The sequence below is a fragment of the Bradyrhizobium sp. HKCCYLS3077 genome (genome assembly GCF_051167555.1).
GTDB lineage: Bacteria > Pseudomonadota > Alphaproteobacteria > Rhizobiales > Xanthobacteraceae > Bradyrhizobium.
Genome location: NZ_JBNPTH010000007.1, coordinates 466,945 through 491,305, shown reverse-complemented (window position 1 = coordinate 491,305; position 24,361 = coordinate 466,945). Strand labels below are relative to the sequence as shown.

Sequence of the window (24,361 nt, the reverse complement as noted above, 5' to 3'; positions counted from 1 at the left end):
CCGCGCTGGGGCCTCGCCCTTCGAGACGCCCGCCTTCGGCGTGCTCCTCAGGGTGAGGGGTGGAAGACGTCTTCGTGACACGAGAGGCGATTGCCGCACCGGGCTTGACCCCGGCGTCCATTGCCGTCAAGCAACGGCTTCAAACCGCCGATTGACGAGAATGGACCGCCCGATGCGACAGACCTCCGCCCGCCTGGCCTTGGTGCTGATGGCCGCTCTTTCGCTGACGGCTTGTGCCTCTCGCAATCAGGGTCCTGCGGTCGCGCTCGGCAATGACGACGACGACGCGGTGTGCCAGGCCGGCGGCAAGGTCGCGCAGGGGTCCGCGGAATACGTCGCCTGCCGCAAGGATCGCGACGTGCAGCGGCAGCGCGCCGAGGCGCGGGCCGATCGGCGGCAGCGCGATCTCGGCGAATACATGATGAACCATCCCGACCGGCCCTGACGCGATTGCAAGTACGTCTCATCGCGCGTGACCGCAGCGCAACACTCGCGACCACATTGGCGTCGCTGGCGGGCCGTTTGATCGAGATCAAATTCAACACGGTGTCGTCCCTGCCACACGTGTGACTGCAAGGCGCGGTTTTGCTCGCGCAAATGTAGCTCAAGTGTGGCTATGGGGACCTCGATGAACAGAACATTCCAAATCTCGTCGTCGCTGCTGGTGCTGGCGGCGGTCTGCGGAGCGATGGGCTCCGCGCAAGCAGCCGATCTGCCTGCGGCGGCGCCGGTCTATACCAAGGCGCCGGTGGTCGAGGCCTGGAATCCCTGGATGCTGCGCGTCCGCGCGCTCGGCGTGCTGCCGGATGGCGGCAGCTCCAGCGTGAACGTCGCCGGCGTGCCGGCGCTGTCGTCGCCGAATTCCGGCCTGAAGATTTCCAACCAGGTCGTGCCCGAGCTCGACATCAGCTACTTCTTCACCAAGAACATCGCGGCCGAGCTGATCCTCGGCGTGACGCGGCATTCGATCAGCGGCACCGGCACGCTGGATGGCCTCAACATCGGCAAGGCCTGGCTGCTGCCGCCGACGCTCACGCTGCAATATCACTTCACCGATTTCGGCGCCTTCAAGCCCTATATCGGCGCCGGCGTGAACTACACGGTGTTCTTCAATCAGAGCGCCGCCAATCAGGTCGTGAACGGTCTCGCCGTCACCAACCTGCACATCTCCAACCAGTGGGGCGCGGCGGTTCAGTTCGGCTTCGACTACATGCTCGACAAGCATTGGGGCCTGAACGTCGACGTCAAGAAGCTCTGGCTGCAGCCGAACTACTCGGCGACCGTCAATGGTGCGATCCCGATCACGGGCCGCGCCAACATCGACCCCTGGCTGGTCGGCGCCGGCGTCACCTACAAGTTCTGATCGTCGCGTTCCTCCCAAGACTGCCATGGCGCCGGGTTACCGGCGCCATTTTTTTGGGACTATGCGTGAGTCGCGAGCCGCGGGCCTGTCAAACTGGAGTCGTCCCGGCCTTGAGCCGGGACCCATACGCCGCAGCGGGGGTGAGGAATCAGGCGCTGAGTCACGACCATCTCGCGCCGTCACGCGAGCCGGTGGCTATGGGTCCCGGCGTTCGCCGGGACGACACCGATGATGGAGCAGGCACTCGCGCGGCAACGCGAGAAGGTAAGACGCCCGCAGCGTCCTACTCTTCCTCTTCTTCCTCTTGCTTCTTGCCGCCGAGGGTCTTGAGCTTGGCGAACACGGCGTCGACGTTGAGGTCGTCCTCGTCGCGGCCGGCCGGCTCGTACTCGTCCTTGCGGGTGGTCTCCGAGGCCGGCAGCAGGGTGGCGCCGCTGTAATTGGCGTCGAGCGGCTTCTCCTTGGCGGCGCGCTGCACCTCGAAATCGAGCTCGATCTGCGAGCACAGGCCGAGCGTCACCGGATCCATCGGCGTGAGCGTCTGGGCGTTCCAATGGGTGCGGTCGCGGACGCTGGCGATGGTGGTCTTGGTGGTGCCGACGAGGCGCATGATCTGCGCGTCCTTCAGCTCCGGATGGTTGCGCACCAGCCAGAGGATGGCGCTCGGGCGCTCGTGGCGGCGCGACACCGGGGTGTAGCGCGGGCCCTTGCGCTTCGGCTGCGGCGGCAGCACGACCTTGCTCTCCTGCAGCCTGAGCCGGTAATTCGGGTCACGCTCGGCCTTTTCGATCTCCTCGCGGGTCAACTGCCCGGTCGAGATCGGGTCCATGCCCTTGATGCCCTGGGCCGCATCGCCGTCGGCGATCGCGCGCACCTCGAGCGGGTGCATCTTGGTAAAATCGGCGACCTGGTCGAAGGTCAGCGCGGTATTGTCGACCAGCCACACGGCAGTTGCCTTCGGCATCAGCGGGGCGTTGCTCATGGCAAATCTCCTTTGTGCTCCGCCCCGGCCCGGGGGGCGAAACCTGCGGTCATCGGCGATGACGGGGAATTCGCCCTATATAAGCCGTCCCGGGGGCGGGGCGCAATGGCCTGACGAAAACGGCCTTGACAGGGCTCGAAAGCAGTCCCAAGTCGTACCCAAACGCAATCTAGCTCGAAGCCGTGCCGTCTCGACCGCCCCCGCTTGCCGGCCCGGGGTGCTCCGGTCGCCGCAACCAGCCCGCACAGATCAGGCCAATAGATCAGCCCATGTCAGATCACCCGATGGCAGCCAAACCAGACCTCAAAATCGTGCTTTGTTCGCCGCGCGGCTTCTGCGCCGGCGTGGTCCGCGCCATCGACACCGTGGAGCGGGCGCTCGCCATCTATGGCGCCCCGGTCTATGTCCGCCACGAGATCGTGCACAATAAATACGTCGTCGACAGCCTGAAGACCAAGGGCGCGATCTTCGTCGAGGAACTGGCCGAGATTCCTGACAGTACCAACGCACCGGTGGTGTTCTCGGCACATGGCGTGCCGAAATCGGTTCCCGCCGAGGCCCAGGCGCGCAATTTCTTCTCGCTGGACGCGACCTGTCCGTTGGTCACCAAGGTCCACCGTGAGGCGGCCATCCACTTCAAGCGCGGCCGCGAGATCCTGCTGATCGGTCATTCCCACCATCCGGAAGTGGTCGGCACCGTCGGCCAGCTCCCGCCGGGCGCCGTGACCCTGATCGAGACCGCTGAGGACGCGGCGACCTTCACGCCGAAGGACCCGAACAATCTCGCCTTTGTGACCCAGACCACGCTGTCGATCGACGACACCGCCGATATCGTTGCCGTGCTGAAGGGCCGCTTCCCGAACATCTCGGGCCCGCACAAGGAAGACATCTGCTACGCCACCACCAACCGTCAGCTGGCGGTCAAGAAGGTGGCGCCGGTGGTCGACGCCCTGATCGTGGTCGGCGCGCCGAACTCGTCGAATTCGCAGCGCCTGCGCGAGGTCGCCGAGCGCGAGGGTTGCCCGATCGCGGTGCTTGCGCAGCGCGCCTCGGACATCGACTGGAAGCGCTTCGAGGGCATCAAGAGCCTCGGCATCACCGCCGGCGCCTCGGCCCCCGAGGTGATCGTCGAGGAGATCATGGGCGCGTTCGCCGAGCGCTATGTGCTCCATGTCGAGACCGTCTCGGCGGCCGAGGAGAACGAATTCTTCCCGCTGCCGCGCTCGCTGCGGCCGGAAGCGGCCGCCGAGTAGGCCGGCCGCTTCTTTTCGCCCTTGGCCGCCCATCGGCCTTGAACGCTGCGCCTGCATGCGCGATGAAGGGCGCAACGGGCCTGTCCGGTGACGAAGTTCGCACCTGAGAGGCGGGGGCAGGCGAACTTCGATAACCAGGACATCGCATGGCGGTCTATACCGACGTCGCCGCCGACGAGCTTGCGGACTTCCTCAAGTCCTACGATATCGGCGAGCTGCTCTCCTACAAGGGCATCGCCGAAGGCGTCGAGAACTCCAACTTCCTGCTGCACACCACCAAGGGCTCCTACATCCTCACGCTCTATGAGAAGCGCGTGGCGGCGGATGACCTGCCGTATTTCCTGGGTCTGATGGCGCATCTCGCCGCGCGCGGCGTCAGCTGTCCGCAGCCGGCGCGCAACCGCGACGGTGCGGTCTATTCGAGCCTGTCCGGCCGGCCGGCCGCGATCATCAACTTCCTGGAAGGAATGTGGCCGCGCAAGCCGGCCGTCGTGCATTGCGCGGGGGTCGGCGAGGCGCTGGCGCGGATGCATCTCGCCGGCCGCGACTTCCCGCTGGTGCGCAAGAATCCGCTGTCGGTGTCCGGCTGGCAATCATTGTTCGCCCAGGCCGCCGATCGCGCCGACACAGTGCAGGCCGGCTTGTCGGCGCTGTTGTCGACCGAGCTCGATCACCTCGCACGCGCGTGGCCGACCCATCTGCCCGAAGGCGTCATCCACGCCGACCTGTTTCCGGACAACGTGTTCTTCCTCGGTGACAAGCTGTCCGGGCTGATCGACTTCCCGTTCTCCTGCAACGACATCCTCGCCTATGACGTCGCGATCTGCCTCAATGCCTGGTGCTTCGAAGCCGATCATTCGCTCAACGTCACCAAAGCGCGCGCGTTCTTCCATGCCTATGGCCGCGAGCGGCCGCTGTCGAAAGACGAACTGGAAGCGTTGCCGCTGCTGGCGCGCGGCGCGGCGATCCGCTTCCTGCTGACGCGGCTGGTCGACTGGCTCAACGTGCCAGCGGGCGCGCTGGTGAAGCCGAAGGACCCGCTCGAATATGTCCGCAAGCTGCGCTTCCATCAGGCGGTGACCAGCGCGCGCGACTACGGCCTTGGAGCTGCGGCATGAGCGAGCCTCCGGTCGTCAGCATCTTCACTGATGGCGCCTGCTCCGGGAATCCGGGCCCTGGCGGCTGGGGCGCGATCCTGCGCTTCGGCGACAAGGAAAAAGAGCTGAAGGGCGGCGAGCCGCACACCACCAACAACCGCATGGAGCTGATGGCCGCGATCTCGGCGCTGGAAGCGCTGAAGAAGTCGTGCCAGGTCGAGCTCTACACCGACAGCCAATATGTCCGTCAGGGCATCACCGGCTGGATCCATGGCTGGAAGCGCAACGGCTGGAAGACGGCGGACAAGAAGCCGGTCAAGAACGCCGAGCTGTGGCAGCGCCTGGATGCTGCGCTGAAGCCGCACAAGGTCAACTGGCACTGGGTCAAGGGCCACGCCGGCCACCCCGAGAACGAGCGCGCGGATCAGTTGGCGCGCGACGGCGTGGCGATGGCGCGGATGCAGAAGAACGTGCGGGGCTGACGAGTTAGTTAGCCGGGGTCCTTGCCTCACCTTCACCTGTCATCGCCCGGCTTGACCGGGCGATCCAGTACCCGCCGGCGGTCGTGTTCTGCCGAGAGGCCGCGGCGTACTGGATTCCCCGCTTGCGCGGGGAATGACACTATTTGTGGGGAGGCGGTGTGCCTCAAGTCTCGACAGGTCGAACGACTTACAGCTGCCCGAGCAGCGTGTCGCCGCCGGAGACCTCGACCTTGCCGGGGGCGGCTTCGAGGTTCAGCTTGGTGACCTTGCCGTCCTCGACCAGCATCGAGTAGCGCTTGGAGCGGAGGCCGAGGCCGTGGGCGGTGGCGTCGAGCTCCATGCCGATCGCCTTGGTGAACTCGGCGCTGCCGTCCGCCAGGAACACGGCCTCGTCGCGCTGGTCGGTATCGCGCTTCCAGGCGTTCATCACGAAGGCGTCGTTGACGGAGACGATCGCGATGGTGTCGACGCCCTTGTCCTTCATCGCATAGGCGTTGAGGAAGATGCTCGGCAGATGCATCTTGTGGCAGGTGCCGGTGTAGGCGCCGGGCACGGCGAACAGCGCGACCTTCTTGCCCTTGAAGATGTCGTCGGTGGTCTTCACCTGCGGGCCTTCCTCGGTCATCACGCGGAATTGGGCCGCCGGCAGCTTGTCGCCAACCTGGATCGTCATATCGAAACTCCTTCCCCTGGATATCGCTCTCGCGAACGTGTCTTGCGCGGTGCGCGCTACACTATTCGGCGGGCTGCAAACGGCAACGGCCCGCCGCGTTCACGACTCCGTCATCGCACAACGGTGCTGCGCTGCCAACGGATCAGGCGGCGGCCGCCGGCTTCTTCTTTTCGTCACGCAGCTCGCGGCGCAGGATCTTGCCGACATTGGTCTTCGGCAGCTCGGTCCTGAACTCGATCTGCTTCGGCACCTTGTAGTTCGTCAGCTGCTCGTGGCAGTGCTTGACGATATCCTCGGGGGTGAGGTTCGGGTCCTTCTTCACCACGAAGGCCTTGACGACCTCGCCGGTTTTCTCGTCCGGAAGCCCGATGACGGCGGTCTCCAGCACGCCCGGATGGGCGGCGATGACCTCCTCGACCTCGTTGGGATAGACGTTGAAGCCGGACACCAGGATCATGTCCTTCTTCCGGTCTACGATCTTGATCGAGCCGTCCGCGGCCATCACACCGATGTCGCCGGTGCGGAAGAAGCCGTCCGAGGTCATGACTTTCGCGGTCTCGTCCGGCCTGTTCCAATAGCCGGCCATGACCTGCGGGCCCTTGGCGCAGATCTCGCCGGGCTGGCCGAGCGGCACCTCGTTGCCGTCGTCATCGCGGATCGAGAGCCAGGTCGACGGCAGGGGCAGGCCGATCGTGCCGGTGAAATCGGTCGAGGTCGGCACGTTGCAGGTCAGCACCGGCGCGGTCTCCGACAGGCCATAGCCCTCGGCGATGCTGCAGCCGGTCACCTGCTTCCACTGGTCGGCCACCGGCTTCTGCACGGCCATGCCGCCGCCGTTGGAAACCTTCAGCTTTGAGAAGTCGATCTTCTTGAAATCGGGATGATGCAGCAGGCCGTTGTACAGCGTGTTGACGGCCGGGAACGTGTTGACCTGGTACTTCATCAGTTCCTTGATGAAGCCCGCGATGTCGCGCGGATTGGGGATCAGCAGGTTGGCGCCGCCGGCGCGCACCGCGAGCAGGAAGCAGCAGGTCAGCGCGAAGATGTGGTAGAGCGGCAGTGCGCAGACGATCAGGAGCTGATCGACATGCGGCGGCTTGTCCATCACCGGCTGCAGCCAAGCATCGTTCTGCAGCACGTTAGCGACGACGTTGCGGTGGAGCAGCGTGGCGCCCTTCGAGACGCCGGTGGTGCCGCCGGTATACTGCAGGAAGGCGACGTCATCCGGCCCGATCACGGGCTTCTGGAAGCGCTTGCCGCGGCCGGCGGCGAGCGCGTCGTTGAACGGCACCGCGCCCGGCAGCGAGAACGCCGGCACCATCTTCTTCAAACGGCGGACGACGAGGTTGACGATCACCCCCTTGAAGCCGAGCAGGTCGCCCATGCTGGCGATGACGATGTGCTTGACCTGGGTGTGGCCGACCACCTGCTGCACGGTGTGGGCAAAATTCTCCAGCACGATGATCGCCTCGGCGCCGGAATCCTTGAGCTGGTGCTCGAGCTCGCGCGGCGTGTACAGCGGATTGACGTTCACCACCGCGTAGCCAGCGCGCAGCACCGCCGAGATCGCGACCGGATATTGCAGCACGTTCGGCATCATCAGTGCGACGCGCGCGCCTTTCGCCAGACCCAGGCCCTGCAGATAGGCGCCCATCGCGACCGACATCTCGTCGAGCTCGCGATAGCTGATCGCCTTGTCCATGCAGATGAAGGCGCGGCGGTCGGCAAACTTCTTGAAGCTCTCTTCCAGCAGCTCGACCAGCGATTGGTACTTGCTGGGCTCGATATCGGCGGGAACGCCGGCCGGATAGTGCTTGAGCCAGATGCGCTCCATGAACCTTCCCTCTCCTGATCGTCTTTTATGGTCGCTTGATGTGCCGGCGCGCCGGTCGTCCCGGGGGGCGGCATTCGGCGGCCAAAATCTCACCTCCGGCCGGGCAAGGCAAGCGGTCGGGGCGTAGACGAAAGAGGGACGGGGAGAACGCCGTGCCGGCGCCGTGGCCGGCTGCCAGCGCGGGTGTGCGACGCGGGATCAGCCGTCCTTCGGCGCGGGCTTGCCGTCGGTTTTCGGCTTGGCGGCCGCCTTAGGCTTGGCCGGCTTGGCGGCCGTGTCGGAAGCCGCTGATTTTGGGCTGGATTCGTGCTTGGCGGCGTGCCGGGCGGCGGCCGGCTTGGCGTCGGACGTTTTCGCCTCCGAGGGCTTGGAGCCTGGCTTGGCCGCGGGCTTTGCATCCGCCTCGGACTTGGCGGCGGTGCGGGTGGCTGGCTTCGCCTCTTTGCCGGCGGCGGTGGCATGCGCCTTCTTGCCGCGGCGCTTGGCCGGGGTCTGCGCATCGGCATCGGCCGCGACCGCCGCGATCAGGGCCGCGCCGGTGCGGGTGGGACCGGTATAGACCAGCACGGGCTCGGAGGGGGCGGGGGCTGCGGCCAGCAGCTCGGACGGCTTCATCGTCGGCGCCTGCAGGCCGGCGAGCAGGGTGCCTCCGGTCGATTCGCCCTCGGCGCCGGCAATCGTCTCCTCGCCGTCATCGTCGCTGGCCGGCCGGTGGCGCCTGCCGTTGCACATGTCGTCGCGCAGGTTCGGCGGCGTCGCGTCGACGGGGGCGAGCTGCTCGACATTGCCGAGCGGCGATTTCAGCCAGCTCAGCTGGTTGCCGTTGAAGCCGCGGTCGAGCATCTGGATCGCGCGCACCGCCCGCATTTGGCCCGAGGAGGCGCCGAGCACGACCGCGATCAGGCGCTTGCCGTTGCGCGTCGCCGAGGCCACGAGATTGTAGCCGGAGGCGCAGATGAAGCCGGTCTTGAAGCCGTCGGCGCCGGGATAGCGGCCGATCAGCCGGTTGAAGTTCTGCACCACGCGGCGGCCGTAGCGGATCGAGGGGATGTGCACGAAATATTCGTATTCCGGCAGGTCGCGGATGATCGCCCGCGCCAGGATCGCGAGGTCGCGTGCCGATGTGATCTGTCCATCGGCGGGCAGGCCGTTCGGATTGACGTAGCTCGTCTGCGTCATGCCGAGCTTGCGCGCGGTGTCGTTCATTATCGCCGAGAAGCCGTCGATCGAGCCTCCGACACCTTCCGCCAGCACCACCGCCATGTCGTTGGCGGACTTCACCAGCATCATCTTCAGCGCGTTGTCGACGGTCAGCTGCGTGCCCGGCCGGTAACCCATCTTCGACGGCGACTGCGACGCCGCGGTCGGCGACACCGTGAACAGGGTGTCGAGCGAGATCTTGCCTTCCTTCACCGCCTTGAGCGTCACGTAGGCCGTCATCAGCTTGGTGACGGAGGCGGGGTACCACGGATAGGTCGCGTTCTGTGCCTCCAGCACCTTGCCGGTATCGGCTTCGACGAGCAGCAGCGCTTCGGCCTGGGCCAGGCGCGGCGCGAGCACGAGAGCGGCAGCGAGAGCGAGAACTTTCAGCGGGGAATAGCGGGACAACAGGCGAAGCGTCTGCACTGGTCTGGTCCGGTCCTTTGAGAACCCGCCTCGCATGGCGAGGTGGGCAAGAGGGCTTTCGGGTTTCAAGCGTGTCCGGCGCCGCGTCGGTTGCGGCAGGTCGCGAACCTATACCGGCTCGATCCTGGTTAACAGGGGCCAGCCATTCAATTCCACGATGAAAGCGTCCCGCGATCAGGCCTTGACGGTGTTGCCGTCGCCCTCCGGCGCGGTGAGCGACGCACGCGCATTCTCCTGCACCATGAACTGGGCCTTTGCCAGTTCCGAGAAATGACCGCCCTTGGCCACGAGTTCATCGAACGTTCCGCTTTCGATCACGCGTCCGTTCGCAAACACCAGGATCCTGGTGGCGTTGCGGATGGTGGAGAGCCGATGCGCGATCACAAAGGTCGTGCGTCCCTTCATCACCTCGTCGAGCGCCGCATTGAGCTTGGCCTCGGTGACCGCGTCGAGCGCCGAGGTCGCCTCGTCGAGAATCAGGATCGGCGGGTCCTTCAGCAGCGCGCGGGCGATCGACAGCCGCTGGCGCTCGCCGCCGGACAGCATGCGGCCGCGCTCGCCGGCATTGGTGTCGAAGCCCTGCTCGGCGCGGTCGATGAACTCCAGCGCCTGGGCGCGGGCTGCGGCTGTGCGCAGCTCCTCGTCGGTCGCATCGGGCTTGCCGACCAGCAGGTTCTCGCGGATCGAGCGGTTGAACAGCAGCGCCTCCTGGAACACGACGCCGATGTTCCGTCTGAGCGATGCGAGCTTCAATCCGCGCACGTCCATGCCGTCGATCTTGATGAAGCCGGATTGCGGATCGAAGGCGCGATGCAGCAGCGCGATCGCGGTCGACTTGCCGGCGCCGGTGGGGCCGACCAGCGCGATGGTCTGGCCGGGCAGCGCGGTGAAGCTGAGATCCTCCACCGCCGGCCGCTTGCCGTCATAGGAGAACGACACGTCGTTGAATTCGACGAGGCCGGACAGCCGGCTGACCTCGATCGCATCCGGGCGGTCGCGCACCGCGGGCACGGCGTCGAGCACGGTGAAGAATTCGGCGAGCCGCGGCGCCTCCATGAAAACGTTGTTGATGAAGGACACGACCTGCTCGAGCTTCTGGATCAGCATGGTCGCGAACGACACGAACATCACGATCTCGCCGACCGAGGTGAGCCCGGCCTGGTGCAGGGCGATGCCGAGTGTGAAGATCGCGAGCACGGTGATCGTGGTGGAGGCGCGCGTGATCACCGTCACCAGCGCCCACCAGCCGAGCACGGGCATCTGCACCGAGAGCAACTGGCCCGCCACGCTGCGCAGGCCCTGCACCTCGGCATCGATGCGCACGAAGCTCTGCACCAGCGCGACATTGCCGAGCGCGTCGGAGGCCCGCGCCGAGAGATCGCTGTAGTGCTCCTCGACCTCGCTCTGCATGCCGTAGGTCTTGCGCACCACGAGCGTGGTCAGCACCGTGAACACCACGCAGAGCACGAACAGCAGGATCGCGAGCCGCCAGTTGAGATACAGCGACAGCGGCAGCAGCACGAGCACCGACATGATCGCGGCGAAGTGCTCGCGGAAGAACGACAGCCACAGCTTCCACAGCGCGTCGGTGCCGTTGATCATCACCTTCATCAGCCGTCCCGAATGCGTGCCGGAGTGGAACGTCAGCGGCAGCTGCAGGATGTGCTCGAAATAGCTGGTCAGCACCGCGTGGCGCTGGCGATGCGCGAGGCGGTCGGCCTGCAGGGCGACCCATGCGCTGGCGAGGATCGTGAACAGGCCAAACGCCGCCCAGGCCGCGAGCAGCGGCCAGGCCGTGGCGGTCGAGGCGTTTCCGGACAATGAATCAACGATGCGCCCGAACAGCACCGGCTCGGCGAACTGCGCCACCGCCAGCGCCAGGTTGGCCACGGCGACGATCCAGCCCAGCCGCGCCTCCTTTCCGAGCAATTGGAGCACGCGGAGATAGATGCGGAGCAGGGACATGGCAGGGCGCTTCGTGAGCAGAGGTGGAATCACCGCCAGCCGGCGGTTCACCCGATGTTAGCAAGGGATCGGCAATCGCGGCGAGCGCTCAATTGACGAGGCGGCTGTCGGCCGGCGGCAGAAAGCCGTTGTCGAAGATATCGGCCGGAGCCGGGCGCTTGTGGGTGAATTTGCGATCCTCGGCGATCTGGTCGAGCGCGCGCTCGAACCGGGCGGGATCGATGCCTCCGAGGCCGTCGCGGCGGACGTCCGAGGTCAGCACATTGTCGGCGAGCACGGCCTGCAGCCGCTCCAGTTCCAGCTCGCGCGATGGATCGTCCATCTTGCTCGCCACCTCGGTGATGGCCGCCGCCGGGTCCTTGATCGCGAGCAGCACGCCTGAGGTCAGCGCCCGCAGAAAGCCTTTCACGGCTCCCGGCTGCTTGGCGGCAAAGCCGGGACTGACGATCACCGCGTGGCCATAGGCCTCGCAGCCATAGTCGGCGAAGCGCAGCACGGCGAGATCGGCGGCCGGCACGCCGCGGTCGCGCAGATTGATGGCGGAGAGGTAGGAGAAGCCACTGACGGCGTCGACCTGTCCGGCGGACAGGATCGGCTCGCGCACCGCCGCGCCGACGCGCGACAGCTTGATCGTCTCCGCCTTGAGATGATTGTGCTTCACCACCGCCGGCCACAGCCGGATCGAGAGATCGCCCTCGGCGACGCCGACCGTCTTGCCCTCGATGTCGGCGAGCGCGTTGATGCCGCGACTCTTGCGCGCGATGATCGCATAGGGCGCCTTGTTGAACAGCACGAACACGGCCTTGATCGGCTGGCTGTTGGTGCCGTCGCGATAGCGGATCAGCTCGTTGATGTCGGCCAGCGCCATGTCGGCCTCGCCGGCCGCCACGCGGGCGATCGCCTCGGTCGAGCCCTTGGCCGTGGTCATCGTGACGGTGACGCCCTCGGCGCCGAACAGGCCGCGGCTGCCGGCGAGCACGAACGGCGCCAGGCTGCCATCGAGCGCGCGGTCCAGCGCGAACATCACCGCGACCGGGCGCTTCGGCTCCTCAGCCCTCGCGCGTCCTGAGGACAGCCATCCAGGCGCGACAGCCGCGAGCAGCGCCAGAGCAAGCAGGGTGATGGGTCGTCGCATACGCATCAGGTCACGCGCATCAGGTCACGCCGGTATTGACGAGGCCGCATGGTCTCGGCGCCGGTATTCTAATCAGTTCAGCGGCCGCGACGGCGATCTCGATGTGTCAATTTCGTGACAACGCCGCTCGGGGCCGGCGGTGCCTGATCATGTCCGATGGAATCTGAACGGTCCATGAGCAAGGCCTGCGGCGATTTGCGGCTTCGACTCGCGGTTTCGCCGGGGGAACTGTCACCCCAGTTGAGGAGTTGATTTGGCGAGTTTTGATCACACGGAGGATCCACATGATCGCACAGCGCGGAAGTTTTTCACGCTTTGGCCGTGCTACCGTCCTGGCGACGGTGGCCGCGGTGACGTTGACGACTGTTGCGCCGACCCTCGCCTTCGCCGGCTCCGCGCCGGCTGACAAGGGCACTGTCGCCAAGACGGCCAATGACGGCGGCCTGACCGACGTCAGCGCGCGCCGGCGCCACTATCGCGGCAATGGCGGTGCGGCGGCTGCCGCGGCCTTCGCCGGCATCGTCGGCACGGGTCTCGCCATCGCCGCGGCGCAGAACCGTCGCGCCTACTACGAGGACCACTATTACTACGGTCGTCCGGCCCATTACGGCTACGGCCCCGGCTATAACTATTATGGCGGCGGCGGTCCGTATTACGGCGGTGGCTACTACAATCGCTGGTGATCAACGATCACCCCTCAGAAAATCCGCCGGCCTCGCGCCGGCGGATTTTTTCATGTCTGCCGCACTCGTTAACACCACCGCCATTGATTTTAACTATTGTGGCCGAATGACTGATTCGATCGAGCGGCTCTATCGCGCAGTTCTCGCGGCGAGGGATCTGGATCCCGCGCGCTCGCGCACGGCCAAGCTGATGCAGCAGGGCACCGGCAAGATGGCCAAGAAGCTCGCCGAGGAGGCGATCGAGGTCGCCATCGATGCCGTCGGCGGCGATACGCAGGCGGTGGTGCGCGAAAGCGCCGACCTGATCTACAATCTCGCCGTGCTGTGGGCCGAGCTGGGCATCCAGCCGGAGGACGTCTGGCGCGAGATGGAGCGGCGCGAGCTGATGCTCGGCATCGCGGAGAAACTGCCGAAATCGCCGGTGAAGGTCGCCAAGGCGGCGTCTGCGCGTGTTCCGGGGCGACCGATCGTCGCGGCCGACAACCGGATCATCCGCAAGCGGCATTAGCGTCGCCGAATGGGCACATCGCCCAAAGACAAACGCATGGACAAATGCGGCCCGGTTTGCTTCATCCCCGGCCATGCTCAAACGGATCTACGATTGGTGTATCGACGCCGCCCACAAGCCGCATGCTCTCTGGATCATGGCGGCGATCGCCTTCGCTGAAAGCTCGTTCTTTCCGGTGCCGCCGGATGTGATGCTGATTCCGATGTCGCTGGCGAAGCCGCAACGCGCCTGGCTGTTCGCCGGCGTCTGCACCGCGGCCTCGGTCGCCGGCGGCGTGGTCGGCTATGCCATCGGCGCGCTGCTCTACGACTCGCTCGGCCAATGGCTGATCCATCTCTATGGTCTCGGCGACAAGGTCGACGCCTTCCGCGCCTCCTACGCCGAATGGGGCGCCATCATCATCCTCCTCAAGGGGCTGACGCCGATCCCGTACAAGCTCGTCACGATCACGTCGGGCTTTGCCGGCTACAACCTGTTCCTGTTCGTCATCTGCTCGATCGTAGCCCGTGGCGGCCGCTTCTTCATCGCCGCGATCCTGCTCAATCGCTACGGCGAATGGATCAGGGTGCACATCGAGAAGCATCTCGGCCTGTGGGTGGCGATCGGCGCGGCCGTGCTGGTGGCGGGCTTCGTCATCGCCGTGAAGCTCATCTGATGCGGACGCGGCGCGCCGGGCTGATCGCAGGTTCGGCCTTGATCGCAGCGATGCTGTTCACGGCCGCGGCATGGGCGCAATCGGCCCCTGGCGCTGGCCTGCGCGAGGCACCGCCGCCGCAGCCACCTGCCGCCACGCCGCCTCCGCCGCCCTCCAATCCCGGTCTGGTGGAAGAACTCGGCAAGCTGTTCGACAAGATGTCGATCATCCCGCTGAAGCGCCCCGAGCCCGCCGAGCCGCCTGCGACGGACGATGGCGCGCAGGCCGCGCCGTCGGAGCCGCCGCAGCCGCCACGGCAGGCCGTCCAGCCGCCCGCGCCCAAAGGCGGCGACAACCAGGGCGGCGTCCTGAAGGAGACCGGCGACACGCTCTCGCGGCTCGCCAAACCGTCCACGATGGTGTCCGGCCGCATCGTCTGCCCGATCGCCACCAACGGCACGCCGGACTGCAAGCTCGGCGCCGACAAATTGTGCCAAGGCAAGGGCTACAAGGAAGGCAAGAGCCTCAACACCGATTCCGCCGAGACCTGCTCGGCAAAGGTGCTGATCCCCGGTCGCCAGCGCAAGCCGGACGACTGCCGCACCGATACCTTCGTAACCTCGGCGCTCTGCCAGTAGACCGTCGCGTTCTGGCCAGCGCCTCAACGCAAGACCCTCCACGGGCTTTTCCGGTCCCTCTGCGAGCGAATTGCCATCACGGCATGATGTCGGGCATGCTCGGGATCACGAGCGACCGCATTTCACCAAGAGGAATTCCTGTCCATGTCCATGCCCGCCTTGTTCAAGGGACGCCTGTCGATCCCGGTGATCGGCTCGCCGCTGTTCATCATCTCCGTGCCCGACCTGGTGATCGCGCAATGCAAGGCCGGCATCGTCGGCTCGTTTCCCGCGCTGAACGCGCGCCCGGCCGCGCTGCTCGACGAATGGCTGGCGCGCATCACCGAGGAGCTCGCCGCCTACGACCGCGCGCATCCCGAGCGTCCATCGGCGCCGTTCGCGGTCAACCAGATCGTGCACCGCTCCAACAACCGGCTCGAGCAGGATCTGGCGCTGTGCGAGAAGTACAAGGTGCCGATGATGATCACCTCGCTCGGCGCACGCGAGGAGCTGAACCAGGCGGCGCATGCCTGGGGCGGCATCGTCTTCCACGACGTCATCAATCAGTTCTTCGCCCACAAGGCGATCGAGAAGGGCGCTGACGGCCTGATCCTGGTCGCAGCCGGCGCCGGCGGCCATGCCGGCACGATCTCGCCGTTCGCCTTCGTTGCGGAGACGCGCAGCTGGTTCGACGGTCCGATCGCGCTGTCGGGCGCCATCGCCAACGGCCGCGCGATCCGCGCCGCCCGCATCCTCGGCGCCGACTTCGCCTATATCGGCTCGGCCTTCATCGCCACCAAGGAGGCCAATGCGGTCGAGAACTACAAGGACATGATCACCAAGTCCGGTGCCGACGACATCGTCTATTCGAACCTGTTCACCGGCGTGCATGGCAACTACCTGAAGCCGTCGATCGTCGCCGCCGGCCTCGATCCGGACAATCTGCCGACCTCCGACCCCTCGAAGATGAGCTTCGGCACCGATGCCTCCGGCGAGCGAGCCAAGCCGAAGGCGTGGAAGGAGATCTGGGGCTCCGGCCAGGGCATCGGCGCCATCAAGGAGGTGCTGCCCGCCGCCGAGCTGATCGCCCGCTTCAAGAAGGAATACGACGAGGCCATTGATCCGCCGCTTTGAGCTTGCGGCCTGCGGCCGTGCTCCCATCTCGGTGTCATTCCGGGGCGACGCGCGCCAGCGCGATGAGCCCGGAATCCATCGGGCTGCATGATCTGCCGTGAGATGGATTCCGGGCTCGTGCTGCGCACGCCCCGGAATGACGGAGCAGAGAGCTTCCGCTGCGATTGGAGCAGCCGCGAGCTGCGGGCCGTCGGAATGCTACATGCGCGGCTGCGATGAGCCGCCGCATCACGTCAAACGCAAAAGCGCGGCAGCCGGGGCTGCCGCGTTTCTGTCTCGGGTCCCGCTGGGATCGACGGGGCTATTCGAGCTCGATCGCCTGGAACTTGCCGCGCTCGTCGAGCGCGGTGCCCCAGATCTTGTGCGAGGCCTGGTGTTCGGCGCGGCCGAAGCCGAGCTTGGCGCCGAGGCCGAGATCGATGCTCTGCATGTTCTCCAGCGTGTCGATCAGCGCCTCGGTGTCGAGCTGCGGACCGACCTTGCGCAGCGCCTGGATCAGGACGTTGGCGGCGACATAGCCCTCGAACGAGACGTAGGACGGCGCCTCGCCCGGGAAGTACTTCTCCAGCGCGCCCTTGTATTCGAGGACCGCGCTGGAATAGCCGCCGACCGCCGGCACCACCTGGGTGACGATCACGCCCGAGGCATAGCGCGGGCCGAGCAGCATCAGCTCATCCGACAGCTCGGTCGAGCCGACGAAGGAGACGTTGGTGTAGATCATGCTCGGGTAGAGGTCGCGGGTCTTCTCGATGAACTTCGCGGCCGCCCGGTAGGTCGCCACCATGACGATCGCCTTGGGTGGGGTCTTCATCGCGCGGAGCTGGTTGACCGCCTCGTCGACGTCGACCGTGTTGCGCTTGTAGTTGAAGCGCGTGATCGCGGTGTCGGCCAGGCCGAGCGAGCGGAACGCCTTCGCCACGCCGGAGAAGCCGGCATCGCCATAGGCATCCTGCTGCGCGAACACGGCGATGTCACGCGGCTGCAGGCGGCGCAGCTTCACGAGATAGCGCACGACCGTGTCGGTCTCTTCCGCATAGCTGGCGCGATAGTTGAATACGTAGCGATCCGGCGGATCGTTGCGCAGGATGTTGGCCCCGGTGAACGCCCCGTAGAACAGGGTCCGGCGCTGCAGGGCGTAGGGCATGGCGACGGCCGACGTCGGCGTGCCGACATTGCCGATGAAGCCGAACACCTTGTCCTTTTCGTAGAGCTGCTTCATCGCATCGAGCGTGCGCGACGGCTCGTAACCGTCGTCGGCGGAATAGAGCCGCAGCGATCGGCCGGCGACGCCGCCGGAATCATTGGCGCGGTTGAAGGCGGCCTCGATGCCCATCTTCATCTGCCGTCCGAGCTCTTTCGACGCCCCGGAGAACGGAGCGGCGATGCCGAAGCGGATCTCGTTGGCGTTGACGCCCTGGACATTGCTGGCGGCGGGCGGCGGCAGGGTGGCTGTTGGCGCGGTGGCTGCGACGGCCGCGGACGGCGCGATCACCCCGGCAAGGCTGGTGGCCGTCTGGCTCGGCGCGCTCTGCCCCAATGAGCGCTCGAGTTCGGCCAATTGGCGTCCAGCCGTGTTGCAGTCGGTCTGCGCTGCGCCCACGCGGTTGCGCCCGTCCGCGACATAGCCGTTGAAGACGCGCGTGAGTTCGTCGCGATCCGAGCCGCCCGTGGATGCCTCCCGGATCACCTCGCGAAACTTGTCGACAATGGCCTGAACGCGGCCCTGGTCGATCGCCTGACACGCGGACGCTGCTCCCACGATCGGACCGACCCGGCTCGCGAGATTACGTACGACATCCGCATTGGTGCCCGCCGCGCTGGCGGGAGTTGCGAGCAATGCCGCAACCAGAAACACGCTAGAACGAAAGCTCATTGCCACTATCCCACTATCGACCCCAATCCAGGTCTTCCGCCTGGTGAATTGACGCTCTGTCCGCGACGGATAAGCCATAAGACCGTCACCATGCACAGACCAGCCTTTCCTAAGAGCATGACCATTTCGGTAACCCGGCACGGCTTTCTCGGATCATGCTTTAGAACCTGCTAACGGAGCGAATCCACCACCTCTTCCCCTTCGAAGCTAATTCTACTCAAGTTCGATCGCCTGGTACGTGCCGGTTTCATCGAGGGCAGTGCCCCAGATCTTGTGCGAAGCCTGATGCTCGGCGCGTCCAAACGCGAGCGTCGTGCCGAGGCCGAGATCGAGGCTGCGCATCGATTCGAGCGTGTCGACCAGACGCTCGGTGTCGAGCGGATTGGTCTGCTTCAGCGCCTGAATCAGGATGGTCGCCGCGATGTAGCCCTCCAGAGACGTGTAGTCCGGCGCTTCGCCGGGCGCGTATTTGGCAAGCGCATTCTTGTAGTCGAGCACGAGGCTCGAATAGCCCGAAACCGCCGGCACGCCCTGCGTCACGATGACGCCGTTGGTGAAGCGCGGCCCGAGCAGCTTCAATTCGGTCGCAAGCGACGTCGATCCGACGGCGGAGACGTTGGCGTAGATCAGGCCCGGTATCGCATCGCGTGTCTTCTCGATGAACTTCGCGGCGGCGCGGTCCGTCGCCACCATGATGATGGCCTTCAGCGCGGGCTTGTGCGCCTTGATCTTGTTGATCGCATCGTCGACCTCCATCGTGGCGCGCGGAAAGGTGAAGCGCGCCACGGCGTCGCTGATGTTCAGCTGGCGATAGGCCTTCGCCACGCCGGCGAAGGCATCGTCGCCATAGGCGTCATCCTGCTGGAAGACGCCGATCTGCTTGGGCGGAATGCGCTTCAGCTTGATGAGGTAGTTGACGATCGCGGCCGCCTCCTCGGAATAGCTGGCGCGATAGTTGAACACATAGCGGTCCGGCGGGTCACGGCGGACCACGGCGGCGCCCGAGTTCGGCGCGAAGAACAACGCGCGCCGCTCGAGCGCATAGGGAATGGCGACCTGGGCGTTGGCGGTGCCGATGTTGCCGATGAAGCCGAACACCTGCTCCTTGTCGTAGAGCTGCGTCATCGCCGCGAGGGTGCGGTTTGGGTCGTATCCATCATCCGCCGCGACCAGCCGCAGGGTGCGGCCGTTGATGCCGCCGGAATCATTGGCGCGGGCGAACGCGGCCTCGATCCCCTGCCGCATCTGGCGGCCCGTCTCCTTGCGGATGCCGGTGAAAGGCAACACCATGCCGAAGCGGATCTCGCGGTCGGTGATGCCACGAACGGGCCCGGTGCTGACGGCCCCGATCGTCGCGTCAGCCTTGGCGGGCGGGGTAGCTGCGGCCGGCTGGCCGAGCGAGCGCTCGAGGTCGGTCAGCTGACGTTCGGCGGCCACGCAGGTGGCCTGCGAGGTGCCCGTGCGACTACGGCCCTCGGCGATGTAGCCGTTGAAGGTGCGCGTCAGCAGGTCGCGTTCGGTATCGTTCGTCGTGGCCTGGCGGATCGCTTCGCGAAATTTGTCGACGATGGTCTGAACGCGGCCCTGCGCGATGTCGGGGCAGGCCGAGGCTTGTCCCACGACCGGCCCGACACGGCCCGCAAGCTCCCGGACGACGTCGGGAGCCGCCGCCAGAGCGGGGCCGAAGGGAGCGGCGAGCAGGCCCCCCAGGATCAACGCGGACCAACGAATGGCCATCGAACTATCCACCTTCTCAGTTGCTTCCAACCCTCATTGTTCTGCTATTCGCGGCATTTCGAATTAATGTGGGGTTTCTCTGTCGTCGATTTGTCGTCGTCGTCGTCCAGGCCGTGCTGCCTCCAGCGGTATCCTATTCAAGTTCGACAGGTTGGTAGGTCCCGCTTTCGTTGAGGGCGGTGCCCCAGATCTTGTGCGAGGCCTGATGTTCGGCGCGCCCGAAGCCGAGTTGCGCGCCGAGGCCGAGATCGATGTTGCGCATGTTCTCGAGCGTCTCGACCAGCTGCTCGGTGTCGAAGCTCGGGCCGGCGCGTTTCAATCCCTCGATCAGGATGTTCGCGGAAATGTAGCCTTCGAGCGATGTGTAGTCCGGCGGCTCGCCCGGGAAGTACTTGGCGAGGGCGCTCTTGTAGTCCAGCACCAGGCTGGAATAGCCGGAGACGCCCGGCACCGCCTGGGTGACGATCACGCCATCGGCGTAGCGCGGTCCGAGCAGCAGCAGCTCGCTGGCGAGCGCCGAGCCGCCGACCGCCGAGATGTTGGCGAAGATCGCGCCCGGAAATACGCCATGGGCCTTTTCGATGAACTTGGCGGCCGCGCGGGTGGTCGCCAGCATCACCACGGCCTTGACCGGCGTCTTCAGCAGCTTCAACTGATTGATTGCGTCGTCGACCTCGACGGTGTTGCGCGGATAGTTGACCCGCACGATCGAATTGTCGCTGGCGCCGAGCGCGCGGAACGCCTTGGCGACGCCGGCAAAGCCCGCATCGCCGAACGCGTCGTTCTGCGCGAACACGACGATCTGCCTGGGCTGCAGCCGGCGCATCTTGACGAGATAGCGCACCAGCGCGTCGGTTTCCTCGGCATAGCTCGGCCGGTAGTTGAAGACGTAGCGATCCGGCGGGTCGTGGCGCACCACGTTGGCGCCGGTATAGGGCGCGAAGAACAGCGCGCGGCGCTCGAGCGCGTAGGGGATCGCGACCGCCGCGGTGGCGGAGCCGAGATTGCCGATATAGCCGAACACCTGCTCATTGTCGTAGAGCTGCTTCATCGCATCGAGCGTGCGCGCCGGATCGTAGCCGTCGTCGGCGGTGACCAGCTTCAGCACGCGGCCATTGACGCCGCCGGCCTCGTTGACGCGGTTGAAGGCGGCCTCGATGCCGACCTTGAGCAGCCGCCCGGTCTCCTTCACCGGCCCGGCATAGGGGATCACCATGCCGAGCTTGATCTCGCTCTGCGTCACGCCGCGGACGTTGCCGGCGGGCGGCAGCATTTGGGCCGGCGTCGTCGCAGCCTGCGCCATGGCCGGCCCGAAGCTCACGATCGGCCTGTTCGTGGGCGGCGCCGCGATCGATTGTTCGAGATCGGCGAGCAGGCGCTCGGCGCCGGGGCAATCCATCCGGCCCGACGTGACGAGGCTGCGGCCCTCCGCCACGTAGTTGTCGAGCAGGCGCGTCAATTCGTCCCGATCGGCCTCGCTGCTTGCGGCCTCGCGAATGACGAGCTGGAATTTCTCGAGGATGGCCTGGATGCGCGGACGCGCAATGTCGCGGCAGGCCAGCGCGGCGCCGATGATCGGACCGACGCGGCCGCCGAGCTGGCGCGCCACGCTCACGTTTTCGCCGGGCGCAGCAACGGCTCCGCTCGGCGCGGCTCCGCTCGCGATCAGCGTCGCGAGCAGGGCGGCTGCGATACGGGCGTGAGCCTGCGTTCGGCGTGCTGCCGCTTTCTGCGGTAGGACGTCGGTCATCGTCGCCTGTAAGGTGTTGGAAACGGATCAGTCGTAGAGGGTTAGCGAACCCGCTCCATCTGACCCGTCTTCTGGTTCCACTGCATGAACTGCTGCAGCATCGGCTTTTCGGACGTATCGGCCTCTGCCGCCGGCGCCGGAGCGTCCGCGAGCAGCGACTTGAACTGCGTCAGGGCGGGGGCCGGCGGCTCGACCCGCTCGGGCAGCGCGCTGGTCTGGTCGGCCTTGACGTCCTGCACGTCGGCGGCGACCGGCGGCAGCGACTTCATCGACTGCACGGCGGCGACGAAGGACGAGCTCGCATCGGGCTGGCGCCACACCGGGACGATGTTGACGAAGAACAGCGCGACCACGGCGGCGACGCCGGTGGCGGCGGCGAAACGGCCGGCGATCTTGAACACGACCGAGCGGCGGTCGCGCTCACGCTCGAGATCCGGCGGCTCGCGCATGACCTGCGGATTCAGTGACTGGCGGAGGGATTCGAACACGGCGGTCTCCAGGCGAGCATCGAGTGGACCCTGCTGTCCCGGAGCGGGACGCTCGGCCGCCTCCGCTGCCTTGGCGGTGTCACCGACGAGAGATAGACGTGCTGCTTCCGGGCGTTCCCGCAGCCACCGCGGCGCATAGTGCAGCGGGTCTTGCGGGTTCATCGGATTCTGTTCACTCAACGAACTCATACGCTACTCCTCTGACGCTCGATTCCGGTAAACTGATGCGCTTCTGCCACGGTCGTGAGAGCAGTTTTCGAACCAGGTGCGAGAGCGCGTCTGCCACGTCAGTTCAGCCGGAACCCTTTGCAGAATCGGGCGTTTCGCGTCGATCAGCGATCGCACGCCAAAGGCCTTGTCCTGCCTGGCGCCAGAGTACGGTGAACGTACCGTTAGCGCCTCCCTCGATCCCATGCCCCGCCCCCTGACGAGTGTCAATTGATCGGAACCGCCTAAAGCCATCGGCTCCGAATTATATGTACGTTAAAGTTATCATCATGATGTGATCGAAATGAGGCATGACAGGTCTTGACGCAGATGTTCGGAATTTGCGTCTCAATCGCGCCAAGATTCGGCCTCGATTCGATCATCATCGAAGCATGTCAGGCGTGCGTCTGTCGATTTTCGAGCGACTTAGCCGCGATTTAACCATCCGTTAACCATCTGGCGCCGACAGTTAACCAATCACTAAGAAGGGTTGGGTCGGATGGTCATGAGTGCCAGCGCTGAAGCGGTACGTCCTCTTATTCGTCTGCGCGGGCGCTCCTACGTCGCCTTCGTGTTCTCGCCGGTGGTGCCGATTGCGGACTGGCTCGCCGAGCTCGACGTAACCCTGAAGGGCTCGCCCGGCTTCTTCGTCGGCAAGCCGATCGTGCTCGATCTCTCCGCGGTGGACCTGAGCCCGCTCGCGATCACGCATCTCGTCAAGAGCATCGAGGCGCGCAACATCCGCGTGCTCGGCCTCGAAGGCGTCGAGCCGGGCCGGCTGTCGCCCGGCATGCCGCCGCTCTTGTCCGGCGGCCGCCATTGCGCCGTGCAGGAGATCGAGCCGGAGAAGCCGGCGTTGCAGCCGCCGACCTCGCTGCTGCTCGATCAGCCCGTGCGCTCCGGCCAGTCGATCGTGTTCCCCGACGGCGACGTCACCGTGCTCGGCGCGGTGTCGTCTGGCGCCGAGATCGTCGCCGGCGGCTCCATCCACATCTACGGCGCGCTGCGCGGCCGCGCGATGGCGGGCATCAACGGCAACGGCGCGGCGCGCATCTATTGCCAGAAGATCGAGGCCGAGCTGGTCGCGATCGACGGCTACTACCAGACCGCCGAACAGATCGACGATGCATTGCGCGGCCGGGCCGCCCAGGCGCGGCTCGAAGGTCATTCCATGAAGATCGTTGCATTGAACTGAGTAGCAGGAGGATTCGAAAAATGGCGAAAGTACTTGTTGTGACGTCGGGCAAGGGTGGCGTCGGCAAGACCACCACCACGGCGGCGATGGGCGCGGCGCTGGCGCAGGCCGGCGAGAAGGTCGTGGTGGTCGATTTCGACGTCGGCCTGCGCAACCTCGATCTCGTGCTCGGCGCCGAGCGCCGCGTCGTGTTCGATCTCATCAACGTCGTGCATGGCGTCGCCAAGCTGCCGCAGGCGCTGATCCGCGACAAGCGGCTGGAGAATCTCTGGCTGCTGCCGGCCTCGCAGACCAAGGACAAGGACGCGCTGACCGAGGACGGCGTCGGCCGCGTCATCCACGAGCTGCGCAAGAGCTTCGACTGGGTGATCTGCGACAGTCCCGCCGGCATCGAGCGCGGCGCCATGCTCGCGATGCGCTATGCCGACGAGGCGCTGATCGTCACCAATCCGGAAGTGTCGTCGGTGCGCGATTCCGACCGCATCATCGGCATGCTCGATTCCAAGACCGTGCGCGCCGAGAATGGCGAGCGCGTCGAGAAGCACATCCTCATCACCCGCTACGATGCCGGCCGCGCCGCGCGCGGCGAGATGCTGTCGATCGAGGACGTGCTGGAAATCCTGGCGACGCCGCTGCTCGGCATCGTGCCGGAAAGCCAGGACGTGCTGCGCGCCTCCAATGTCGGCTGCCCGGTGACGCTCAACAGCCCGGCCAGTGCGCCGGCGCGCGCCTATCACGACGCGATGCGCCGCCTGCTCGGCGAGCAGGTCGAGATGCAGATCCCGACCGAGCGCAAGGGCCTGATGAACCTGCTGCTCGGACGGAGGGCTGCATGAGCGTATTGCGGCTCTTTACCGGACGTGCAGCCTCGGCGCCGGTCGCGCGCGAGCGGCTGCAGATCCTGCTCGCGCATGAGCGCAGCCTGCGCGGCCAGCCCGATCTGCTGATGCAGCTGCGCGAGGAAATCCTCGCCGTGGTTTCGCGCCATGTGCTACTCGATCCGGACAAGGTCATCGTCCGCATGGACCGGGGGAAACATGTCTCGACGCTCGAGGTCGACATCGAACTGCCGAACGGCGCCGATCGCGCCTTTGCCAGCGCCGGCTGAGACGTGGCGAGGCGTGC

The 24,361-nt window shown here is 66.0% G+C and carries 23 protein-coding genes; 13 read left to right on the top strand and 10 right to left on the bottom strand.

All coding sequences use genetic code 11. The annotated features are described in order from the left end of the window. Positions 1-172: 172 nt before the first annotated feature. Positions 173-445 (top strand): hypothetical protein, encoded by a 273-nt coding sequence (locus ACQR0Z_RS28180; protein ID WP_434859756.1) that lies wholly within the window; start codon positions 173-175, stop codon positions 443-445. Between the two features lie 183 nt (positions 446-628). Then, a complete protein-coding gene (locus ACQR0Z_RS28175) occupies positions 629-1,363 on the top strand; it encodes an OmpW/AlkL family protein (RefSeq protein ID WP_434859757.1) in 735 nt (244 codons plus the stop codon). A 283-nt stretch (positions 1,364-1,646) separates the two neighbouring features. On the opposite strand, the gene ACQR0Z_RS28170 is transcribed toward ACQR0Z_RS28175, so the two are convergent. Then, on the bottom strand, positions 1,647-2,345 hold the full coding sequence (locus ACQR0Z_RS28170; RefSeq protein WP_434859758.1) for a DUF1013 domain-containing protein: 699 nt from the start codon (positions 2,343-2,345) through the stop codon (positions 1,647-1,649). A gap of 284 nt (positions 2,346-2,629) precedes the next feature. On the opposite strand from ACQR0Z_RS28170, the gene ispH reads away from it, so the two are divergent. The 3 genes from ispH (at position 2,630) to rnhA (ending at position 5,177) form a co-directional block, all read left to right on the top strand. Continuing rightward, the gene (gene ispH, locus ACQR0Z_RS28165; RefSeq protein WP_035641886.1) at positions 2,630-3,598 is read left to right on the top strand and encodes a 4-hydroxy-3-methylbut-2-enyl diphosphate reductase; all 969 of its coding nucleotides are present in this window, start codon (positions 2,630-2,632) and stop codon (positions 3,596-3,598) included. Between the two features lie 146 nt (positions 3,599-3,744). Next, positions 3,745-4,716, top strand: coding sequence for a homoserine kinase (locus ACQR0Z_RS28160; protein ID WP_434920781.1), 972 nt, complete (start codon positions 3,745-3,747; stop codon positions 4,714-4,716). Then, the gene (gene rnhA, locus ACQR0Z_RS28155; protein ID WP_434859760.1) at positions 4,713-5,177 is read left to right on the top strand and encodes a ribonuclease HI; all 465 of its coding nucleotides are present in this window, start codon (positions 4,713-4,715) and stop codon (positions 5,175-5,177) included. Before ACQR0Z_RS28160 ends, rnhA begins: the two co-directional genes overlap by 4 nt. A 187-nt stretch (positions 5,178-5,364) precedes the next feature. Here rnhA and ACQR0Z_RS28150 read toward each other — a convergent pair whose 3' ends face one another. From ACQR0Z_RS28150 to ACQR0Z_RS28130, 5 genes are all read right to left on the bottom strand, one after another. Next, positions 5,365-5,850: a peroxiredoxin gene (locus ACQR0Z_RS28150; RefSeq protein ID WP_434920780.1), complete on the bottom strand. Its 486-nt coding sequence runs from the start codon at positions 5,848-5,850 to the stop codon at positions 5,365-5,367. Positions 5,851-5,992: 142 nt separating this feature from the next. After that, positions 5,993-7,684 carry a long-chain fatty acid--CoA ligase gene (locus ACQR0Z_RS28145; protein ID WP_434859762.1) on the bottom strand — a complete coding sequence of 564 codons (1,692 nt, stop codon included), beginning with the start codon at positions 7,682-7,684 and terminating at the stop codon, positions 5,993-5,995. A gap of 198 nt (positions 7,685-7,882) precedes the next feature. Continuing rightward, positions 7,883-9,310 (bottom strand): D-alanyl-D-alanine carboxypeptidase family protein, encoded by a 1,428-nt coding sequence (locus ACQR0Z_RS28140; protein WP_434920779.1) that lies wholly within the window; start codon positions 9,308-9,310, stop codon positions 7,883-7,885. A 174-nt stretch (positions 9,311-9,484) separates the two neighbouring features. Further along, positions 9,485-11,275, bottom strand: a complete 1,791-nt coding sequence (locus ACQR0Z_RS28135) for a glucan ABC transporter ATP-binding protein/ permease (RefSeq protein WP_434920778.1) — start codon at positions 11,273-11,275, stop codon at positions 9,485-9,487. Between the two features lie 88 nt (positions 11,276-11,363). Continuing rightward, on the bottom strand, positions 11,364-12,416 hold the full coding sequence (locus ACQR0Z_RS28130) for an ABC transporter substrate-binding protein (RefSeq protein WP_434879432.1): 1,053 nt from the start codon (positions 12,414-12,416) through the stop codon (positions 11,364-11,366). Between the two features lie 278 nt (positions 12,417-12,694). Here ACQR0Z_RS28130 and ACQR0Z_RS28125 point away from each other — a divergent pair, with 278 nt between their 5' ends. From ACQR0Z_RS28125 to ACQR0Z_RS28105, 5 genes are all read left to right on the top strand, one after another. After that, complete coding sequence (locus tag ACQR0Z_RS28125) at positions 12,695-13,093, top strand: hypothetical protein (protein WP_434859766.1); 399 nt, start codon at positions 12,695-12,697, stop codon at positions 13,091-13,093. 106 nt (positions 13,094-13,199) lie between these two features. After that, complete coding sequence (gene hisE / locus ACQR0Z_RS28120) at positions 13,200-13,601, top strand: phosphoribosyl-ATP diphosphatase (RefSeq protein ID WP_434859767.1); 402 nt, start codon at positions 13,200-13,202, stop codon at positions 13,599-13,601. Between the two features lie 73 nt (positions 13,602-13,674). After that, a complete protein-coding gene (locus tag ACQR0Z_RS28115; protein ID WP_434859768.1) occupies positions 13,675-14,256 on the top strand; it encodes a YqaA family protein in 582 nt (193 codons plus the stop codon). Next, entirely contained in the window at positions 14,256-14,873 is a 618-nt protein-coding gene (locus ACQR0Z_RS28110; RefSeq protein ID WP_434859769.1) for a hypothetical protein, read from the top strand. The genes ACQR0Z_RS28115 and ACQR0Z_RS28110 overlap by 1 nt, the downstream gene beginning before the upstream one ends. 144 nt (positions 14,874-15,017) lie before the next feature. After that, positions 15,018-15,986 (top strand): NAD(P)H-dependent flavin oxidoreductase, encoded by a 969-nt coding sequence (locus ACQR0Z_RS28105; RefSeq protein ID WP_434859770.1) that lies wholly within the window; start codon positions 15,018-15,020, stop codon positions 15,984-15,986. Between the two features lie 301 nt (positions 15,987-16,287). Here ACQR0Z_RS28105 and ACQR0Z_RS28100 read toward each other — a convergent pair whose 3' ends face one another. The 4 genes from ACQR0Z_RS28100 to ACQR0Z_RS28085 all read right to left on the bottom strand — a co-directional run bounded on the left by ACQR0Z_RS28100 (position 16,288) and on the right by ACQR0Z_RS28085 (position 22,023). After that, the gene (locus ACQR0Z_RS28100) at positions 16,288-17,859 is read right to left on the bottom strand and encodes an ABC transporter substrate-binding protein (RefSeq protein WP_434859771.1); all 1,572 of its coding nucleotides are present in this window, start codon (positions 17,857-17,859) and stop codon (positions 16,288-16,290) included. Positions 17,860-18,072: 213 nt separating this feature from the next. Next, positions 18,073-19,596, bottom strand: a complete 1,524-nt coding sequence (locus ACQR0Z_RS28095; protein WP_434879430.1) for an ABC transporter substrate-binding protein — start codon at positions 19,594-19,596, stop codon at positions 18,073-18,075. 133 nt (positions 19,597-19,729) lie between these two features. Then, on the bottom strand, positions 19,730-21,346 hold the full coding sequence (locus ACQR0Z_RS28090; protein WP_434859773.1) for an ABC transporter substrate-binding protein: 1,617 nt from the start codon (positions 21,344-21,346) through the stop codon (positions 19,730-19,732). A 41-nt stretch (positions 21,347-21,387) separates the two neighbouring features. Then, positions 21,388-22,023, bottom strand: a complete 636-nt coding sequence (locus ACQR0Z_RS28085) for a hypothetical protein (protein WP_434859774.1) — start codon at positions 22,021-22,023, stop codon at positions 21,388-21,390. Between the two features lie 523 nt (positions 22,024-22,546). Between ACQR0Z_RS28085 and minC the strand changes: the two genes are divergently transcribed. From minC to minE, 3 genes are read left to right on the top strand one after another with little or no spacing between them, the layout of a single operon-like run. Then, complete coding sequence (minC, locus tag ACQR0Z_RS28080; RefSeq protein ID WP_434920777.1) at positions 22,547-23,236, top strand: septum site-determining protein MinC; 690 nt, start codon at positions 22,547-22,549, stop codon at positions 23,234-23,236. Between the two features lie 20 nt (positions 23,237-23,256). After that, a complete protein-coding gene (gene minD, locus ACQR0Z_RS28075) occupies positions 23,257-24,072 on the top strand; it encodes a septum site-determining protein MinD (protein ID WP_315722251.1) in 816 nt (271 codons plus the stop codon). Beyond that, complete coding sequence (minE, locus tag ACQR0Z_RS28070; RefSeq protein WP_009029981.1) at positions 24,069-24,344, top strand: cell division topological specificity factor MinE; 276 nt, start codon at positions 24,069-24,071, stop codon at positions 24,342-24,344. Before minD ends, minE begins: the two co-directional genes overlap by 4 nt. Positions 24,345-24,361 lie beyond the last annotated feature (17 nt).

What these genes read in the sequence shown, in the direction of transcription:
- ACQR0Z_RS28180 (WP_434859756.1), top strand. Translation starts at nt 173, where the DNA reads ATGCGACAGACCTCCGCCCGCCTGGCCTTGGTGCTGATGGCCGCTCTT.
- ACQR0Z_RS28175 (WP_434859757.1), top strand. Translation starts at nt 629, where the DNA reads ATGAACAGAACATTCCAAATCTCGTCGTCGCTGCTGGTGCTGGCGGCG.
- ACQR0Z_RS28170 (WP_434859758.1), bottom strand. Translation starts at nt 2,345, where the DNA reads ATGAGCAACGCCCCGCTGATGCCGAAGGCAACTGCCGTGTGGCTGGTC.
- ispH (WP_035641886.1), top strand. Translation starts at nt 2,630, where the DNA reads ATGGCAGCCAAACCAGACCTCAAAATCGTGCTTTGTTCGCCGCGCGGC.
- ACQR0Z_RS28160 (WP_434920781.1), top strand. Translation starts at nt 3,745, where the DNA reads ATGGCGGTCTATACCGACGTCGCCGCCGACGAGCTTGCGGACTTCCTC.
- rnhA (WP_434859760.1), top strand. Translation starts at nt 4,713, where the DNA reads ATGAGCGAGCCTCCGGTCGTCAGCATCTTCACTGATGGCGCCTGCTCC.
- ACQR0Z_RS28150 (WP_434920780.1), bottom strand. Translation starts at nt 5,850, where the DNA reads ATGACGATCCAGGTTGGCGACAAGCTGCCGGCGGCCCAATTCCGCGTG.
- ACQR0Z_RS28145 (WP_434859762.1), bottom strand. Translation starts at nt 7,684, where the DNA reads ATGGAGCGCATCTGGCTCAAGCACTATCCGGCCGGCGTTCCCGCCGAT.
- ACQR0Z_RS28135 (WP_434920778.1), bottom strand. Translation starts at nt 11,275, where the DNA reads ATGTCCCTGCTCCGCATCTATCTCCGCGTGCTCCAATTGCTCGGAAAG.
- ACQR0Z_RS28130 (WP_434879432.1), bottom strand. Translation starts at nt 12,416, where the DNA reads ATGCGTATGCGACGACCCATCACCCTGCTTGCTCTGGCGCTGCTCGCG.
- ACQR0Z_RS28125 (WP_434859766.1), top strand. Translation starts at nt 12,695, where the DNA reads ATGATCGCACAGCGCGGAAGTTTTTCACGCTTTGGCCGTGCTACCGTC.
- hisE (WP_434859767.1), top strand. Translation starts at nt 13,200, where the DNA reads ATGACTGATTCGATCGAGCGGCTCTATCGCGCAGTTCTCGCGGCGAGG.
- ACQR0Z_RS28115 (WP_434859768.1), top strand. Translation starts at nt 13,675, where the DNA reads ATGCTCAAACGGATCTACGATTGGTGTATCGACGCCGCCCACAAGCCG.
- ACQR0Z_RS28110 (WP_434859769.1), top strand. Translation starts at nt 14,256, where the DNA reads ATGCGGACGCGGCGCGCCGGGCTGATCGCAGGTTCGGCCTTGATCGCA.
- ACQR0Z_RS28105 (WP_434859770.1), top strand. Translation starts at nt 15,018, where the DNA reads ATGTCCATGCCCGCCTTGTTCAAGGGACGCCTGTCGATCCCGGTGATC.
- ACQR0Z_RS28100 (WP_434859771.1), bottom strand. Translation starts at nt 17,859, where the DNA reads ATGAGCTTTCGTTCTAGCGTGTTTCTGGTTGCGGCATTGCTCGCAACT.
- ACQR0Z_RS28095 (WP_434879430.1), bottom strand. Translation starts at nt 19,596, where the DNA reads ATGGCCATTCGTTGGTCCGCGTTGATCCTGGGGGGCCTGCTCGCCGCT.
- ACQR0Z_RS28090 (WP_434859773.1), bottom strand. Translation starts at nt 21,346, where the DNA reads ATGACCGACGTCCTACCGCAGAAAGCGGCAGCACGCCGAACGCAGGCT.
- ACQR0Z_RS28085 (WP_434859774.1), bottom strand. Translation starts at nt 22,023, where the DNA reads ATGAGTTCGTTGAGTGAACAGAATCCGATGAACCCGCAAGACCCGCTG.
- minC (WP_434920777.1), top strand. Translation starts at nt 22,547, where the DNA reads ATGAGTGCCAGCGCTGAAGCGGTACGTCCTCTTATTCGTCTGCGCGGG.
- minD (WP_315722251.1), top strand. Translation starts at nt 23,257, where the DNA reads ATGGCGAAAGTACTTGTTGTGACGTCGGGCAAGGGTGGCGTCGGCAAG.
- minE (WP_009029981.1), top strand. Translation starts at nt 24,069, where the DNA reads ATGAGCGTATTGCGGCTCTTTACCGGACGTGCAGCCTCGGCGCCGGTC.